General features: G+C 54.4%; 16 protein-coding genes. 14 read left to right on the forward strand and 2 right to left on the reverse strand.

Annotated features, from left to right (window positions below):
* Positions 1-253: 253 nt before the first annotated feature.
* The 5 genes from BQ17_RS05850 to BQ17_RS05865 all read left to right on the forward strand — a co-directional run bounded on the left by BQ17_RS05850 (position 254) and on the right by BQ17_RS05865 (position 5,511).
* The gene (locus tag BQ17_RS05850; protein ID WP_089725152.1) at positions 254-2,677 is read left to right on the forward strand and encodes an AsmA family protein; all 2,424 of its coding nucleotides are present in this window, start codon (positions 254-256) and stop codon (positions 2,675-2,677) included.
* 86 nt (positions 2,678-2,763) lie between these two features.
* Positions 2,764-3,774, forward strand: coding sequence for a trypsin-like serine protease (locus BQ17_RS20350; RefSeq protein ID WP_141699126.1), 1,011 nt, complete (start codon positions 2,764-2,766; stop codon positions 3,772-3,774).
* A gap of 183 nt (positions 3,775-3,957) precedes the next feature.
* Positions 3,958-4,176, forward strand: a complete 219-nt coding sequence (locus tag BQ17_RS05855) for a hypothetical protein (protein ID WP_089725154.1) — start codon at positions 3,958-3,960, stop codon at positions 4,174-4,176.
* On the forward strand, positions 4,166-5,242 hold the full coding sequence (gene mutY, locus BQ17_RS05860; protein WP_089725156.1) for an A/G-specific adenine glycosylase: 1,077 nt from the start codon (positions 4,166-4,168) through the stop codon (positions 5,240-5,242). The genes BQ17_RS05855 and mutY overlap by 11 nt, the downstream gene beginning before the upstream one ends.
* Complete coding sequence (locus BQ17_RS05865) at positions 5,242-5,511, forward strand: oxidative damage protection protein (RefSeq protein WP_089725159.1); 270 nt, start codon at positions 5,242-5,244, stop codon at positions 5,509-5,511. The genes mutY and BQ17_RS05865 overlap by 1 nt, the downstream gene beginning before the upstream one ends.
* A gap of 295 nt (positions 5,512-5,806) precedes the next feature.
* On the opposite strand, the gene BQ17_RS05870 is transcribed toward BQ17_RS05865, so the two are convergent.
* A complete protein-coding gene (locus BQ17_RS05870; RefSeq protein ID WP_089725162.1) occupies positions 5,807-6,007 on the reverse strand; it encodes a YgaP family membrane protein in 201 nt (66 codons plus the stop codon).
* Positions 6,008-6,314: 307 nt separating this feature from the next.
* On the opposite strand from BQ17_RS05870, the gene BQ17_RS20355 reads away from it, so the two are divergent.
* From BQ17_RS20355 to BQ17_RS05875, 3 genes are all read left to right on the forward strand, one after another.
* A complete protein-coding gene (locus BQ17_RS20355; protein ID WP_141699127.1) occupies positions 6,315-6,497 on the forward strand; it encodes a hypothetical protein in 183 nt (60 codons plus the stop codon).
* Positions 6,498-6,556: 59 nt separating this feature from the next.
* The gene (locus BQ17_RS21545; RefSeq protein WP_176722313.1) at positions 6,557-6,748 is read left to right on the forward strand and encodes a hypothetical protein; all 192 of its coding nucleotides are present in this window, start codon (positions 6,557-6,559) and stop codon (positions 6,746-6,748) included.
* Positions 6,749-6,819: 71 nt separating this feature from the next.
* A complete protein-coding gene (locus tag BQ17_RS05875; protein ID WP_141699128.1) occupies positions 6,820-7,563 on the forward strand; it encodes a hypothetical protein in 744 nt (247 codons plus the stop codon).
* 24 nt (positions 7,564-7,587) lie between these two features.
* Here the strand turns inward: BQ17_RS05875 and dusA are convergent, their stop codons facing one another.
* On the reverse strand, positions 7,588-8,574 hold the full coding sequence (dusA, locus tag BQ17_RS05880; RefSeq protein WP_089725166.1) for a tRNA dihydrouridine(20/20a) synthase DusA: 987 nt from the start codon (positions 8,572-8,574) through the stop codon (positions 7,588-7,590).
* Positions 8,575-8,683: 109 nt separating this feature from the next.
* Here dusA and BQ17_RS05885 point away from each other — a divergent pair, with 109 nt between their 5' ends.
* The 6 genes from BQ17_RS05885 to BQ17_RS05910 all read left to right on the forward strand — a co-directional run bounded on the left by BQ17_RS05885 (position 8,684) and on the right by BQ17_RS05910 (position 15,207).
* On the forward strand, positions 8,684-10,198 hold the full coding sequence (locus tag BQ17_RS05885) for an AAA family ATPase (protein ID WP_218068124.1): 1,515 nt from the start codon (positions 8,684-8,686) through the stop codon (positions 10,196-10,198).
* On the forward strand, positions 10,198-10,860 hold the full coding sequence (locus tag BQ17_RS05890) for a hypothetical protein (protein WP_176722314.1): 663 nt from the start codon (positions 10,198-10,200) through the stop codon (positions 10,858-10,860). Before BQ17_RS05885 ends, BQ17_RS05890 begins: the two co-directional genes overlap by 1 nt.
* Complete coding sequence (dapB, locus tag BQ17_RS05895; RefSeq protein ID WP_089725169.1) at positions 10,857-11,669, forward strand: 4-hydroxy-tetrahydrodipicolinate reductase; 813 nt, start codon at positions 10,857-10,859, stop codon at positions 11,667-11,669. Before BQ17_RS05890 ends, dapB begins: the two co-directional genes overlap by 4 nt.
* Positions 11,670-11,923: 254 nt before the next feature.
* On the forward strand, positions 11,924-12,775 hold the full coding sequence (locus BQ17_RS05900) for a HamA C-terminal domain-containing protein (protein ID WP_089725171.1): 852 nt from the start codon (positions 11,924-11,926) through the stop codon (positions 12,773-12,775).
* Positions 12,775-14,868: a DEAD/DEAH box helicase gene (locus tag BQ17_RS05905; RefSeq protein WP_089725173.1), complete on the forward strand. Its 2,094-nt coding sequence runs from the start codon at positions 12,775-12,777 to the stop codon at positions 14,866-14,868. The genes BQ17_RS05900 and BQ17_RS05905 overlap by 1 nt, the downstream gene beginning before the upstream one ends.
* Positions 14,869-15,012: 144 nt before the next feature.
* A complete protein-coding gene (locus BQ17_RS05910) occupies positions 15,013-15,207 on the forward strand; it encodes a type II toxin-antitoxin system HicA family toxin (protein WP_089725175.1) in 195 nt (64 codons plus the stop codon).
* The last annotated feature ends 308 nt before the right edge of the window (positions 15,208-15,515 follow it).

A 15,515-nucleotide genomic window follows, 5' to 3' on the forward strand; every position in this document is an offset into this window, starting at 1 on the left:
GAGGGATCTTGTTCGCGCTGATTCGCGCGCTTCGTCGTTTTCTCTTCCGCATCCTGACCGACCACGACAAGCGGTCATCAGCTAACCTAATGGCATTGGGCTGCAATGAGGCTATGGTTGTTGGCCGCAGAGTCGTTTGAACCGCAAAGATACAAAGTGCACCGAAAGGGCGTACCATTTTGCTTCGTCTTGCGGCCTCAGGTGTACGGTCCCTTTGCGTATCCCTTGTTCCTGACGGGTATCTACATCACGTATGAACAAGCTACTGAAATTCCTCGCCGTCCTGTCGTTGCTCTCGGTTGCCACCCTGGTCGTTGCTGCCTACGCGGTCGACCTCAATGCCTACAAGGACGACATTCGGACCGAATTCACGGCGGCTACCGGTCACGAACTGGTCATCGCGGGGGACCTGCGGGTCGCGCTGTTTCCCAAGCCGGTCCTGGAGATCAGGCAGGCGTCGGTGCCTGGGGCGCTCGATGGCCTGCCGGCCCTAGCCGAGATCGATCTGGTGCGGCTTTATCCGCGCTGGGCACCCCTGCTTGCGGGACGGCTCGAATTGGCCCGGGTGCGCGTGGAGGGGCTGCGCCTGCATCTGATCCGCGACGGGCAGGGGCGTGCGAACTGGGATGCCGGTCAGGTCCCACCAGTACCGAGGGGGGCAGGCCGGACGCTCGGACCCTGGAGCCTGGCAGGGCCATCGCGCTCGCCGGGCCCCTTCGACGCCTGGGCCGCCGAGGCCGATCCCGCAACCGATTGGCCCCCTATCGGCCGGGTCGAGCTCTCGGATGCCCAGATAACCTGGGATGATCGCCGGTCCGGGCAGCGGCTGGAGTTCGATAGCCTGGAGGCCAGGGCGAGACCTGTCGCACCTGACCGACCTGTGGCCTGGCACGTAATCGGCTCGATGCGTGCCGGCAGCAAAGGCCGGCCCGCCGCTGTGCACGCCGAGGGTAACCTCCGGATCGGCGACGGCTCACAGCCGATACGGCTGGAGCCACTACTGATGCGGCTGGAAGGATTCGGCCTGGGTCGTGACCTGGCCGCGGATTTTCTATTGCGTACCGGGGTGGATGCGGACCTCGATACCGGGCACTATCTGGCCGACCAAGTAGCCCTCGAGGTCCGGATCTTCGGCGCAGCCCTGTCCGAAGGCCGCGTCGAGGCCAGGGTCAATGCACGCTTGGATCTGGATCTGAGTACCGAGCGCCTCCAGGTCACCGAGCTTGCGATCCGTTCCGGGGCCCTATCGGCAAGCGGCAGGTTGCTGGGACAGACGCTGCTGTCCACCCCGGTGTTCACCGGTGACCTGAGAGCCGATGCGTTCGATCTACGGGCCTGGCTGACGCACCAGGGTCTACCGTTACCACGAACAGCGGATCCGGAGACCTTCCGGCGCTGCTCCCTGGATGCCCGTTGGCGCCTGGAGAACGGACGGCTCGGGGTGTCGGATCTGGTGCTGGGCGTCGATGAGACGAGGCTTACCGGAGAGATCGAGCAGGTCTCGACCAGCCCCCTGGGTTCCCGGTTCGACCTGGTGGCCGATCGGCTCGACCTGGATGCCTATCTGCCCCCCCTTGAGCAAACAGCCGAGCAAACACCGGCGCAGCCGGTGCCGCAACAGCGGGCACCGGTGGCCGAGTCTGCCGCCACGCCCGCGGGACCCGACACGGGTAAGGCGACCGCAGCGGTGGCCCCTGTCTCGGGCCAGCCCCCGGCGGTATCGGCTCCCATGCCCGGAGCGGCGAATCCGGGAGCGAAAGACCAGCAACCGCCTTTGCCGTCGGCCCTTACACCCGGACCGGCGAGCGCTCCGGCTATCGCGGGACCCATCGGCAACCTGGATCTGGAAGGCCACCTGCGCATCGGCGAGCTCGAATTGGCCCGGCTTCGATTCGGTGATACCGATCTGGAGATTCGGGCCAAGGATGGGAGCCTGGAGGTCGCCAATCGGGTACAGCGCTTCTGTGAGGGCAGATTAGCGGGCAGACTAGCCCTGGACATCAGGGGTACCGAGCCCAGGGTTGCGTTGGTCCAGCGCGCGGAGGAGGTCGAGTCCGGTCGCTTGCTCGCGGACCTGCCCTGGGGCGACCGGGTGAGCGGGCGGGGCGAGATTACCGCCGACCTGGCCGCCACCGGCCGCAGCGCGGACGCACTCCGGCGCAGCCTTGCCGGCACCCTGGCGATCCGCTTCCCACATGGTGTGATCAAAGGCGTCAACCTGGAGCGATTGATCCGGGAAGCAAATGCCCGGCTGTCGGGCGCAGCGGCGCCGGAGGACTTGCCGATGCAGACCGAATTTACGGACCTACGCGCCAGTGCCGAGGTCCGGAACGGGGTCCTGAGCAACCGGGATTTGATCGCGACCGCGGACCATCTTCGCATCACCGGCGCCGGTACCCTCGATCTCGTCCAGGGGCGCATCGATTACCGCTTCGAGCCTATGTTCGTCAAGCCGCCGCAGGGTCGTGGTATCAAGGAACTGGAAGGGATCCCCATTCCCGTGCATCTGACGGGGTCCTTCGATTACCCCCGCTGGGATCTGGACCTGGGTAGCGTGCTGGGCACGGCGGCCAAACGCAGGCTTGGCGAACAGGGCGAGGAGCTGTTCCAAGCCCTGGAAGAGCGTACCGGAATCAAGGGGCTGGAACAGGGTCTGAAGAGTCTGTTCGGGCGTTGAGATTTTGTCCTTAAGCGAGGAAAATTTATATAGTATAGTATTAAATTTACTGTTTGACCCTAAGTGTATTTGTAGGAGAAAAAGCGATGAATGATAAGGGCATGCTAACAGACGAAGAAATCAATGATATTCTCGATCAATATTCTGACTGGCTAACATATGACAACATCGTAGGAATAGATGTCGAAGAGATGATCGACGAAAAAACAGGTGAAAAACGTCTGGAACTCTTAGTCGACGCGCTTGAAGTAGAATCGTTCGAAGAGGTTCTGGAAGAAAAGGCATTTCGTGGTGAAAAGGAAAAAACTTTAGAAATACCCCAAACAGTTGAAATTCCTCTGTATGACGCTGAAGAGCCCGTGGAACCTGTTTGGAAGGAAATATATACACGAATTCGGGTTGTTGATGAAATAGTTGAGGATGAATTAGTCGAAAAAGAAGTCACAACAGGTCAAGATGACGCAGAGGAAAATGGTATAGAAGAAGCTCAGGCTAAGAAGCGTCCTTGCCCTGGCGGATACATGATTCGTACCCACGGATTAGGGGGAAAAGGATCGGTTGGAACAAGCATCAACTATCGGGGTAAATACCGTTTGCTTTCGAATAATCATGTACTCACCAAGAATGGAAATGTCGGGAAGTGGGTGTACCAACCGACTGAAGTGATGAAAGAGAATCGCCTTGTAAAAGTTACGGGATTCGATTCCATTATATATTATAGTACTAATAATCCAGGTAATCCAACTTATCATGATAAGGATGTGGCATGGTGCGATTCATCTACAGATATTTCTTCGCAGGAGGTTAGGGGTATAGGAAAAATAAAAGGTAGAAGGTCTCCCAGAAAAGGGGAAACTATCTACGTCTATGGGGGTAAATCCGAGAAAAAATATTCAGCGAAGGTTGTAAGTACAACGTATCGTTATCGGAGTAAAGGAACTCTCGGATACTCTTTTTGGAGAAATGGATTAAAACTAGATAGATTAGTAACCCAACCTGGTGATTCCGGATCAGCATATGTTGCGAGTAGTGATTCAAAGCTGGTAGGACTGCATCGATCAGGAAATAGAAAACACAGTACAGGAGGGCGGCTCTAGCGTCGATAATTGTTCAGTCCCTACTTCGTATTCCGGCAGGGATTATCGGAATCCAGGTACCGTGGATAGCGAAAACAGTGAGGGTTTGAATAATTAAGTTCCGATAGTAATATATAAAATAGGACGACGTGGCGCGGAACTAAGGATAAGGTCCCCGGAATCCTACCAAGAGGAGATGCATCGATGTCTACCATAGTCAGAAAAGAAGATGCTTACAGACTGGTCGACCAACTACCGGCCAGTGCAACATGGGATGACTTGATGCACGAAATCTATGTGCGTGAAGCCATTGAGCGGGGACTGGAAGACAGCAATGGGGGAAGAACCAGGGATGTAAGAGAAATCAGAGGAAAATACGGGCTTTCCGAATGGCGGAAGGGAATAAGCTCGGGTGGAGACTGACCAGATAGCAGGTCCCTTATTGGCCTGGTTCGAACAACATGGCCGCAAGGACTTGCCCTGGCAGCAGGACCCGAGCCCCTATCGGGTCTGGGTCTCGGAGATCATGCTTCAGCAGACCCAGGTTGCCGTCGTCCTCCCTTACTTCGAGCGCTTTCTGGCCCGTTTCCCCTCCGTGACGGATCTGGCCACGGCAGACCTAGACCAGGTTCTGCACCTGTGGTCGGGCCTCGGTTACTACGCCCGCGCCCGGAACCTGCATCGGGCCGCAGGCCTTATCCTTGCCAACCACGGCGGGCGTTTTCCGCACGACATCCGACAGGTCCAGGAGCTTCCGGGGATCGGGCGTTCCACTGCCGGGGCGATTCTGTCCCTTGCCCTCGGTCAGCGGCACCCCATCCTGGACGGCAACGCAAAGCGGGTATTGGCCCGGTGCTTCGCAGTCCCGGGCTGGCCCGGCCACGGCGCCGTGCTGCGCCGCTTGTGGGCGCTCGCGGAGGCCTGCACACCACAGACCGGGGTCCGCGCCTATAATCAGGCCATGATGGATCTCGGCGCCACCCTTTGTACCCGTCACCAACCGAGCTGCGATCGCTGTCCCCTCGCCCACGGCTGTGTGGCCCTGTTGCAAGACAAGCCGACCGCCTTTCCGGAGCCGAAGCCGCGAACCGTCTTGCCGGTCCGGGAGTCACGGTTGCTCGTGGTACACAACCCGGCCGGGGAAGTGCTGCTAGAGCCGCGTGCGCCCACCGGAATCTGGGGCGGGCTCTGGAGCTTACCTGAGTGCGGTCCCGGACAGGACGTGGCCGACTGGTGCCGACGGCGCCTCGGTGTGGTTCCGCGTCGGGTTGAAATGCTGCCGGCCCGTCGCCATACCTTCTCCCACTTTCTTCTGGACATCAGACCGCTGCGGGTCGAACTGCAATCCGAACCCCAGGCGATAGCGGACGGCGATCGGGCGTTCTGGTGTGACCTGCAGCAACCGATCGCCCTGGGCTTGGCCGCGCCCGTCGCCCGCATCCTGCGGGAAATCACAGGCACTCTTCCAACACTTAAAGAGGAATCCTAATGAGTCGAATGGTTCAATGCAGCAGGCTTCAGCGGGAGGCGGAAGGCCTCGATCGGCAACCCTATCCGGGCGATCTCGGCAAGCGCATCTTCCACAATATCTCTAAGCAGGCCTGGCAGGATTGGTTGCGTCAGCAGACGATGCTCATCAACGAGTACCGCCTCAGCCCCATGGAGCCCAAGGCCCGACGTTTTCTCGAAGGGGAAATGGAGAAATTCCTCTTCGGTACAGGCTCCGAGCCACCCTCGGACTACAAGCCGCAGACTTGATGGCGTGTTTCAAAGAAAGACCGTGATGCCTCGCGGATCCTGGATGTCTCGGACGAGGCGGGCACACACGATTGGTTCGTTACCTCGTCGCGGCCCCGGAAAGAGCTCACCGGAAAGGAACCACGAATGGACACGGATGAACACCGATAAAATCGATCCGTGTCTATCCGTGTGCATCCGTGGTTCTATACCCCGTCCTACACGCTTCTTCGGGTCCGGGGAGGATCGAAAAGCTCCGCGCCTTTGCGGTTTCGACTCGGCGACCAGGCTACCGGTTTTGCGGGTCGCGTCCGGTTCAGAATGCGTTTCCGGGTTTGCGTCCGAGCTTCTTGAGGATGATAGCCAAAGGGCAGAATCCGGTGAAGGCGGACTGTAGGAGGTTGAAGCCCACGAATGCGGTGAACCAGAGCCAATAGAGACTGACGGAGTAGGCCAGGCCAAGAGAGAGCAGGATGGCGGTACCGGCAAAGGCCAGAACGATACGCTCGATGGTCATGATAGCAATCCCCTGTGCTTGATGAAAACGGTGGACGGATTTTTCGATCTTGAGTCGTTCGGTTTTCTTTTCAAGCCCGGTTGTCCGACTCGACCGTCTCCTTGCCGGCTGTGGAATCCTTAGAGACTGCCTAAGAACTAACCTATTGATTATAAAAGCATGATTGTCAAAGACAGCAAACCGTTATCCAAGAGGCAGAAATTAGCTTCAGGCTGACAAACAGGCATAAGATCGTTGATTTTGCTGTGCAGTGCTGTATACTGCTACACATTAAAGCAATCTTCTTCGTGTTGGCAGGTATCACTCAGTGGCAAAAACCATCGCTATTCGTCTCGGTGAGGACGATCATGAGATTAAACAGCAGATTTGTCAGCTTCGAGCGCATGACGATCCGGAGAATCCGTATTATCGCCGTTCTGAAAGCGAGATCGCTAAGATGATTCTCAAAGGGCCGCTTATAGGAGGCTCACGAAAAGATTTGTGGAGGTGATTAGCGCATATTATACTCGTTAATGTAACAACAGAGGTAACATCGGGGGGATTTTCCAAATGACAGATCCACACGGCAGTCCCAAAAGCCTCGAAGAAAAATCCAAGGCGTTTTGGAATACCGATCTAAAGGATTTAGAGCCATCAGCAATCTATAGCGCGATTGATACAATGCCTATAGAGATTGATGAAAGGGTACCGTCGCAGGGTTGTACACTTTTAGATCGTCCGGACTATCTCCCGAAAGACTAAGTTCTTTTCGGCCAACGTATGCCATTAAACCAACCACTACGGTAGTTGGTTTTTTGTTGTACCAAAAGTACATGTCACAGATAAATCGTTTTCTTTTTACGTCCGCAGAGGAACTTGTCGAGGCGGCAGAACAGCATGTTGCTACGTCTCCTGCGGACTATCAACAATCAGTACGTTTGTATTTTATTGCACGCTACCTCGTAGCTATGTTTGAATCACTTGCTTTTAGGCTGCCCATACAAGTGTGGAATGAATATCGAAATGCTCTTGATCATTTCATGCGCTATATTTCATATCCTAATAGCGAGACAAAACTAAATCTCAGAAGGATGGAGGGACACATTCAACGTGCCGTTTTGGATATGTGTAAGATAATTTGCTTTCGCATGAATGATAAACTGGAAAAGCAAATCGAAAGTGATTCGATACCTTGTCTTCGGCTCGTAGAAGATAACTTTTATGAACGCTTGCTTAACGATAAGAGGGATTGTTTGCGGCAGCTTGCCCATGCAAAAACAGTCGATCATGGGCTCGGCGAGAATGTTGGAACAAATATGGAAATTGTCAAAAATTACCTGGTTCCTGCTCTCGGTATGCTTGCCCTTTGGAGAAGGTATGAAGATAATCGACCAAGCATAGAAAAAGTAGCGCAAATACTATTGGAAGAAAGGCGACAAGAAAGACGTAATACAATCGAAGAATCGTCCAGGAAATGGTACTCTACTACAAACTTGAAGAACCATCTATTCCCCAAGCTTATATGGACAATGGCGGGAGCGGCCATTGTCTTCCTATGGCACGCCTTCTTTCACTGAGTTATCGGTGAAAGAAGGGTCGGATCACGGGTCCAACGGGGCCGCCTCCAGCAACCAGCTGCCGTCGCATCCGGGCCGCTGGGCAGGCCCGCTGATGGCCTGCCGCCAACGCCGCGCCCCCGGTCGGTCGCGGAAGAGGCCGAGGATGTGGCGGGTCATGGCATGCAGCGGCACGCCGGCCGCCAGCTTCCGCTCCAGATAGGCGATGTATGCCGCCAGGACTTGGCGGCGACTGGGCGGGGGGCGGTAGTCGCCGAAGATCTCAAGGTCCGCCGTCGCCAGCAGCCAGGGGTTGTGGTAGGCCGCACGGCCGATCATGACCCCATCCAGACCCCGCAGCAGGGACCGGGCCTGCGCCAGCGTAGTGACACCGCCGTTGATGACGACGGGTAGCTTGGGGAAGTCCCCCTTGAGCCGCTGTACCACCTCGTAGCGGAGAGGTGGAATCTCCCGATTCTCCTTGGGACTTAAGCCCTTCAGCCAGGCCTTCCGGGCGTGGACGACCACGGCATCGCAGCCGGCCGCCGCCAGCGCGCCGACCAGATCGCGGAGTTCCCGGTAGCCGTCCCGCTCGTCGATGCCGATGCGGGTCTTGACCGTCACCGGCACAGACACCGCCTCCTGCATGGCCGCGATACAGTCGGCGACCAATCCCGGCTCGGCCATCAGGCAGGCCCCGAAACGCCCGGATTGCACCCGGTCGGAGGGGCAGCCCAGGTTCATATTGATCTCATCGAAACCCGCTTGCTCAGCCATGTGGGCACAGGCGGCCAACTCCTTCGGATCGCTGCCCCCGAGCTGGAGCGCCACCGGATGCTCCGCGGGATCCAAGCCCAGCAGGCGGTCGCGATCCCCGTGGAGCAGGGCGCCGGTGGTCACCATCTCCGTGTAAAGCAGGGTGCGCCGGCTGATCAGGCGCAGAAAATATCTACAGTGGCGGTCGGTCCGGTCCAGCATGGGGGCGACACTGAGGCGACGGTCCGGAGCGGACCGGGATGCAAAGGTTTTCATCGTTTCAACGGCGTGAATCGGCGGTTTGCACAAGCATATCCTTGGCGATTATCGTTATCGATGCACGCTCACCCTGGAACCCATTGTAGTCATCCCATCTTAGGCTAAGATGCAGCCTGACTTACAAGACCAGGCTTTTTTCCCCATGCTGACCCGGCTGCGCGTCAACGGATTCAAGAACCTGATCGATGTGGATCTCCACTTCGGTCCCTTCACCTGCATCGCCGGGGCCAATGCCGTCGGCAAGTCGAACCTGTTCGACGTCATGCTGTTCCTCAAGGCCCTGATGGACGCGCCGATCATGGATGCGGCGATGGCCATGCGTGGAGAGAAAAGATCGGTTTCCGATATTCGCCATCTATTTACCCAGACGGACAAAGGTATCTATCTGCCCCTCGAGATCGAGGCGGAGATGCTGGTGCCCCCCGCGGGGAGCGATGATCTCGACCAACCGGCGGAGGCCAGGACGACCTTCCTCGTCTATAGTCTTGAGCTCCGGTATCGACCGCCGGCAGGAGCCGTCTCCAGGCCCCGGATCGAGTTGGTGGAAGAGACCCTCGAATACATCAAGAAGGGTGAGGCTCATACCCACCTACCCTTCCGGCATACGCCGAAGTGGCGTGACTCGGTGGTCAAGGGACGGCACACCAGTCCCTATATCTCGACCGAGATCCACGAAGGCGAATTCCGCGTGGTGAAGCTGCACCAGGACAGCTCGACCAGCGGTGGCCGCACGCGGCTCTTCCAGGCCGAGAAACTGCCGCGAACCGTGCTCTCGACCGTCAATGCCCAGGAGAGCCCCACCGCGGTGCTGGCCCGCCGGGAAATGCTCAACTGGCGTCTGCTGCAGCTGGAGCCCGCGGCGCTACGGGCACCCGACGGATTCGACGCCCCGTCCCAACTGGCCCCGAGCGGCGCCCATCTGCCCGCCACCCTGTTTCGGTTGTCCCAAGAGCAGGCACGGGACGACGGCGGGCACTCCGCGCCGGAGGAGAGCAGCGAACGGGGGCTTACCTGGATTGCAAACCGGCTGTCCGAGCTGATCGACCAGGTCGGTCGGGTAGGTATCGACCGCGACGACAAGCGCGAGCTCCTGACCTTGTTGCTGACGGATCGCTACGGGACCGAATTGCCGGCCAAGGCCCTGTCCGACGGGACCCTGCGGTTTTTGGCACTGGCGAGCATCGAGATCGATCCGACCCTGACCGGCCTGATCTGCATGGAGGAGCCGGAAAACGGGATCCATCCGGAGCGCGTGGGGGCCATGCTCAGGCTGCTCCGGGACGTCGCCGTGGATCCGGGGCTGGCCGTCGACGACGATAACCCCTTACGTCAAGTCATCATCAATACCCACTCCCCCGTGGTCGTCGGCCAGGTCCCGGACGACACCCTGGTATTCGCGGTACCGGAGCAACAAGTGGTCGAGGGTAGCCTGATAAAGGGGGTGTCCTTTCGTAGCCTGTCCGATACCTGGCGAACGAAAGCAGCGCATATGGCCGTCATCGCCAAAGGCAAGGCGCTCGCATTTCTGCAACCTGTCGCTGAGAAAGGTAATCCGAAGCGTAAAGGAGACGACCGACGCGTGATGGATCGTGAGGACTTGCAACCGGAATTGGCATTGTAATGGCGGTCATGGAGCGACTCGAGTTCAGGTTGCTGACGGATGGCAGCTCGGACGCCGTCCTGATTCACCCCATCACCTGGATACTCCAACAGCATTTCCGGTTTGCAATTAATGGGACTTGGGCGGATCTGCGCCGTTTGCCGAATCCACCCAAGGACCTGCGTGGCCGTATCGAAGTGGCACTGGATCTTTATCCGTGCGATGTACTCTTCATCCACCGGGACGCGGAGGGAGAATCCTTGGAAGGGCGCGTTGCCGAGATCGAAGATGCCGTAGTCGGGCTTTCGGACCCACAGGTCCCGGTCGTCCTGGTCCGGATGCAGGAGGCCTGGTTCCTGATCGATGAACCGGCCTTACGGTGTGCGGCCGGCAATCCCCATAGCGGAGTGAGCCTCACAATGCCGGCCATCGATACGCTGGAGCAGATCCCGGATCCCAAACGGATGCTCTATGATTTGCTGCTCAAAGCAAGCGAGCTCACGGGGCGAAAGCGCAAAAAGTTCAATCCCGGTCGGCAGGTCAGGCGACTCGGGGAGCTGATCGAGGACTATAGCCCCCTGCGCAGACTGACGGCCTTTCGGCACGCCGAGAATGAGACGCTCACGACCTTGCGGGACTGTTTGGATGCGGTACCCACAATCGACCGGAGGAGAAAACAATGACGAAGATCAGAATCGCGGTCGCCGGGGCCGGGGGGCGGATGGGACGTGCCCTGATCCGGGCGGTTACCCAGGCCGAGGGCCTGACCCTCGGCGTCGCCACCGAGCAGCCGGGCAGCAGTCTGCTGGGGGCGGATGCCGGTGAGCTGGCCGGCATCGGGCGCCTCGGCATAGAAGTACGCCCGGATCCGGAACCCCTGCTCACGGGCTTCGACGTGCTTATCGACTTCACGACCCCCGCCGCTACCCTACAGCATCTCGAGCTGTGCCGGCGCGCCGGGAAGCGGATGGTCATCGGGACCACGGGGTTTACCCCCGATCAGCGCCATATCATTGCCGAGGCGGGGACCGAGATCGGCATCGTCTGCGCCCCCAACATGAGCGTCGGCGTCAACCTGTGCCTGAAGCTGCTGGACGTCGCCGCTCGGGTGCTCGGGGACCAGGTCGATATCGAGATCATCGAGGCCCACCACCGCCACAAGGTGGATGCCCCCTCCGGCACCGCTATCCGCATGGGAGAGGTCATCGCCCAGGCCCTGGGCAGGGACCTGCGGCAGGTCGCCGTCTACGGCCGGGAGGGACACACCGGGGCGCGGAAGCGCGAGACCATCGGCTTCGAGACCATCCGCGCCGGCGATGTGGTGGGTGAGCACACGGTCTGGTTCGCCGCGGAGGGAGAACGGGTAGAGATCGCCCACCAGGCCTCCAGCCGCATGACCTTCGCCGGCGGAGCGACCCGGGCAGCACGCTGGATCGCCGACAAGCAGCAAGGGCTCTACGACATGCAGGATGTGCTTGGGCTGCGTGAGTGATGAATCGGTCCTATCGGGTACTCACCCGCGCAGGTTGCGGGTGACGGAGGGAATTCCGACATCCGATGTTTTATCCACAGATTGCACAGATTTTCGCAGATTATTTCGTTTTTCATCTGTGAAAATCTGTGTAAAAGGAGGATGACTACAGGACACCTTGAAAAATACAAGTTCTGTCCACTATACGTGTTAATGATCAATGGGTTAGAATCGTTGTAGTCAGTAAAAATACCCATTTTTCAAGGTGCCCTATAGTGAATCTACCAACACCAGATCCGTTTCTTGATGTTGTTGTCCATGATTTGGGTTCTGAACCAAGACTATGCGGTTTGTCTGTTGGATACGAACGTGGTCAATGGCGATATACTCAATTTGCTGACCACTTGATGGAATGGCTTCCCGAGTTCTCATTGACCTATGATGAACTGAAGGAAATGAATCATGCAAACGCTGTTTCATTGTTCAGAAAGGCGGCAAAGATTATCTACAATACGGGCAAGTTTAAGAACCGTGGTGAGTTTGGTGAGATCTTACTTCATTCGGTTATCCGTCAAGTATTTAACTCAATTCCTGCTATTTCAAAGATATATTACAAAGACTCTGCTAACGATACCATTAAAGGATTCGATGCAGTTCATGTCGTCGATACTGATGAGGGGCTTGAGTTATGGATCGACGAGGTTAAATTTTATAAAGATATAAATGCTGCCATTCGTGATGTTATAAAAGAACTTAGATTACATACTGATACCGACTACCTACGACAAGAATTTGCGCTAATAAGCAATAAAATTGATAAAAAATGGCCCCACGCAGAAGAACTACTTCGTTTGATCCATCGAAATACTACACTCGATGAAGTCTTTAAGCGTGCGTGTATTCCCGTCCTTCTAACATACGAGAGTAGAACGGTTGGTGAACATAATTCCGTATGCGATGATTATACTAATCATCTTAAAGCCGAGTTTGGAAAACACTACAAAATATTCTTAGACTCCGGATTACCAAATGAAATCATTATACATCTTATATTGGTTCCGTTAGAAAGGAAAGAAAAGCTTATAACGTGTCTGGACGATAAACTCAATGCATGGAAGCATATATAATGAACATCGATCAACTTCGAGATATTCTGAAGTCTCCGGATTCAATTCCTGAGCGGCCGTTTCAAATTGCAAAAGCAATTTGTGATCTAAGGAATTCATCCCCTAATGATACTGCCGTTCAAGAACTTGTTCTTAGAGCCCTGGAACACAAGGCTCTATTCGGGAAGTCATCTGTTTTAATTGATGCCCTTGTCCGAGAAACCGGCCTATTTCCCTACATGGATGAGGAGTCGCTATCCATAAAAGACCAAATCGCTTACGAATACCACAAGCCACTGAATATGGAGCGGGACGGCATAGTTTTCCACCGTGTCCAAGGAAAAGTATATAGACTACTCCTGTCTGGAAAGAATGTTATCTTAAGTGCGCCAACGAGCTTTGGTAAAAGTTTGATAATTGATGCATTAATAGCTACAGGAAATTATCAGAACATTGTTATTGTAGTGCCTACAATAGCCCTGATTGATGAGACCCGTAGACGTTTCGCCAAGTTTAGAGACAACTTCAAGATTATCACTCACCACTCGCAAGAACCTGGGGAAAGAAATATTTATACTTTCACTCAAGAGCGAGTTGTGGACTACGAACAATTTCCTGATATTGATTTATTTGTTATTGATGAGTTTTATAAGCTGAACCCAAAAACGGACAAAGAACGCAGCACCATTCTTAATCATGCGTTCTACCGACTATTAAAGACAAGAGCTCAGTTTTATTTGCTTGGCCCTAATATCGAAGGTATTTCACCCGGATTCATAGATCATTTCGAGGCCACCTTTATATGTACTGACTACAATACAGTTGTCTCTGAAACACACAAAATAAGTAGCTACAACAAGAAGGGAAAAAAAGAAAAACTAATCAATCTGTGTGCATCTTTGACAGAGCCAACACTGATCTATTGTTCATCACCAGCAAGAGCAAATCATGTAGTTGGTCTGCTAGAACAATCAAAAATCAACACTGAAACACCTCAACTATTTGATGCTGCCAATTGGATCGCTGATAATTTCCATTCTGGGTGGCGATTGGTGCATGGATTAAGACGTGGTATTGCTTTACATCATGGAAAGATACCCCGATCGCTGGCTCATTACATGGTGAAAGCATTCAACGAAGGAAGTATTCGTTTTCTCGTCTGCACATCGACATTGATAGAGGGGGTAAATACTAAGGCAAAGAATGTCATTATCTACGACAATAAAATAGCGACAAAGAAGTTCGATTTCTTTACATTTAACAATATAAAAGGTCGCTCGGGACGTATGTTCCAACATTTTATAGGAAATGTGTATATCTTCGATGAACCACCTCAAGAAGAACTTCCCTTGGTAGATGTTCCTTTTTACACACAGGGCGACGACACTGACGACAGTTTGCTGATCCAGATGGATGAAGCAGATCTCGCAGATGAATCAAGAGAAAGATTAGCGCCATTTCTCCATCAAGACAACCTCGACTTATCAATCATCAAGGCAAATTCCGGCATTCCGCCTGAAGCACAGATTGCGCTTTCAAAGGAACTTGATTATTATTCTAGTCATCTCTGCTGGTCTGGGCTTCCGAAATACGAGGATTTAAAAGTTTGTTGTGAACTAATTTGGAAATATTTTGTTAAATCAAACCGCCGAATAGCTGGAGTAAGCTCTGGGGAACAGCTTGCATACAAAATAAATCAGTTACGCTGGAATCCCGATATAGGTGCACTGATAGAGATGGAGCATGAAGAAAATCCTGATAAGGCGGTAGAGAATGTTCTGGACTTTGTTCGTCGTTGGGGTAATTATCAATTCCCAAGGCATTTAATGGCCCTTCATCGTATACAGAAGTATGTGTTTGCCAGAGAGGGGATAAAACCTGGTGATTTCTCCCATTTCGCGACGAATATAGAAAATATGTTCCTAGATCCGGCAATCATGGCACTTGAGGAGTATGGTGTGCCAATTCAACTTGGTAAGAAACTACAAAATATACTGCAGCCGAACGGTGATTTGGATAAAGCATTGGGGGTGTTGAAAGGACTGGATCTCGAAGATTTTGATTTTTCCGCATTTGAAAAAGATTTGCTTTCTGATGCCAGGGAATCGATATAAGATCCTGAAATTTTGAGGACGGTGTAATATTTCCGGTTCTTATCCTAGAATGTTCAGCATATCGGAAATTTCGTTGCTGCGGTTTTGGTCCCGCAAATATGAAACAAGCAAATTATCCCCGGAACCACAAATTACCTTCTCCACATGCCTCGCAAGATAAGAGAACTCCTCCGTGATCTCGAAAGAGCCGGATTTATTAACCGCGGGGGTAAAGGAAGTCACCGCAACCTTGAGCATCCAACCGGTTCTCGGATCACTATCTCCGGGAACTCAGGGGATGATGCGAAGCCCTATCAAGAACGTGAGGTAAGAAAAAAGATCAAGGAATTACAGCAATGAAAGAGAGTGCTCGCTATCTAAAAATCGTGGAGTGGTCCGAGGAAGATAAATGCTTTGTGGGCCAATGTCCGGGTATTATCGGTCCCTGTTGTCATGGTGAGAATGAAGAACAAGTCTATGCGGATCTCTGTAGGATCGTAGAAGAATGGATAGAACTCATGAAAAACGATGGTACACCGTTACCGCCACCGACATCTTATAAAAGCATGGAGGTTGGGCAAAGCTCGCAGGCAATGCCATTAAGTTAAGCCTCAAAGCCCCTCTCCCGGCGGGAGAGGGGTTGGGGAGAGGGCGAACGAAAACAGGGA

The organism is Candidatus Thiosymbion oneisti (assembly GCF_900092655.1).
Lineage (GTDB): Bacteria > Pseudomonadota > Gammaproteobacteria > Chromatiales > Chromatiaceae > Thiosymbion > Thiosymbion oneisti.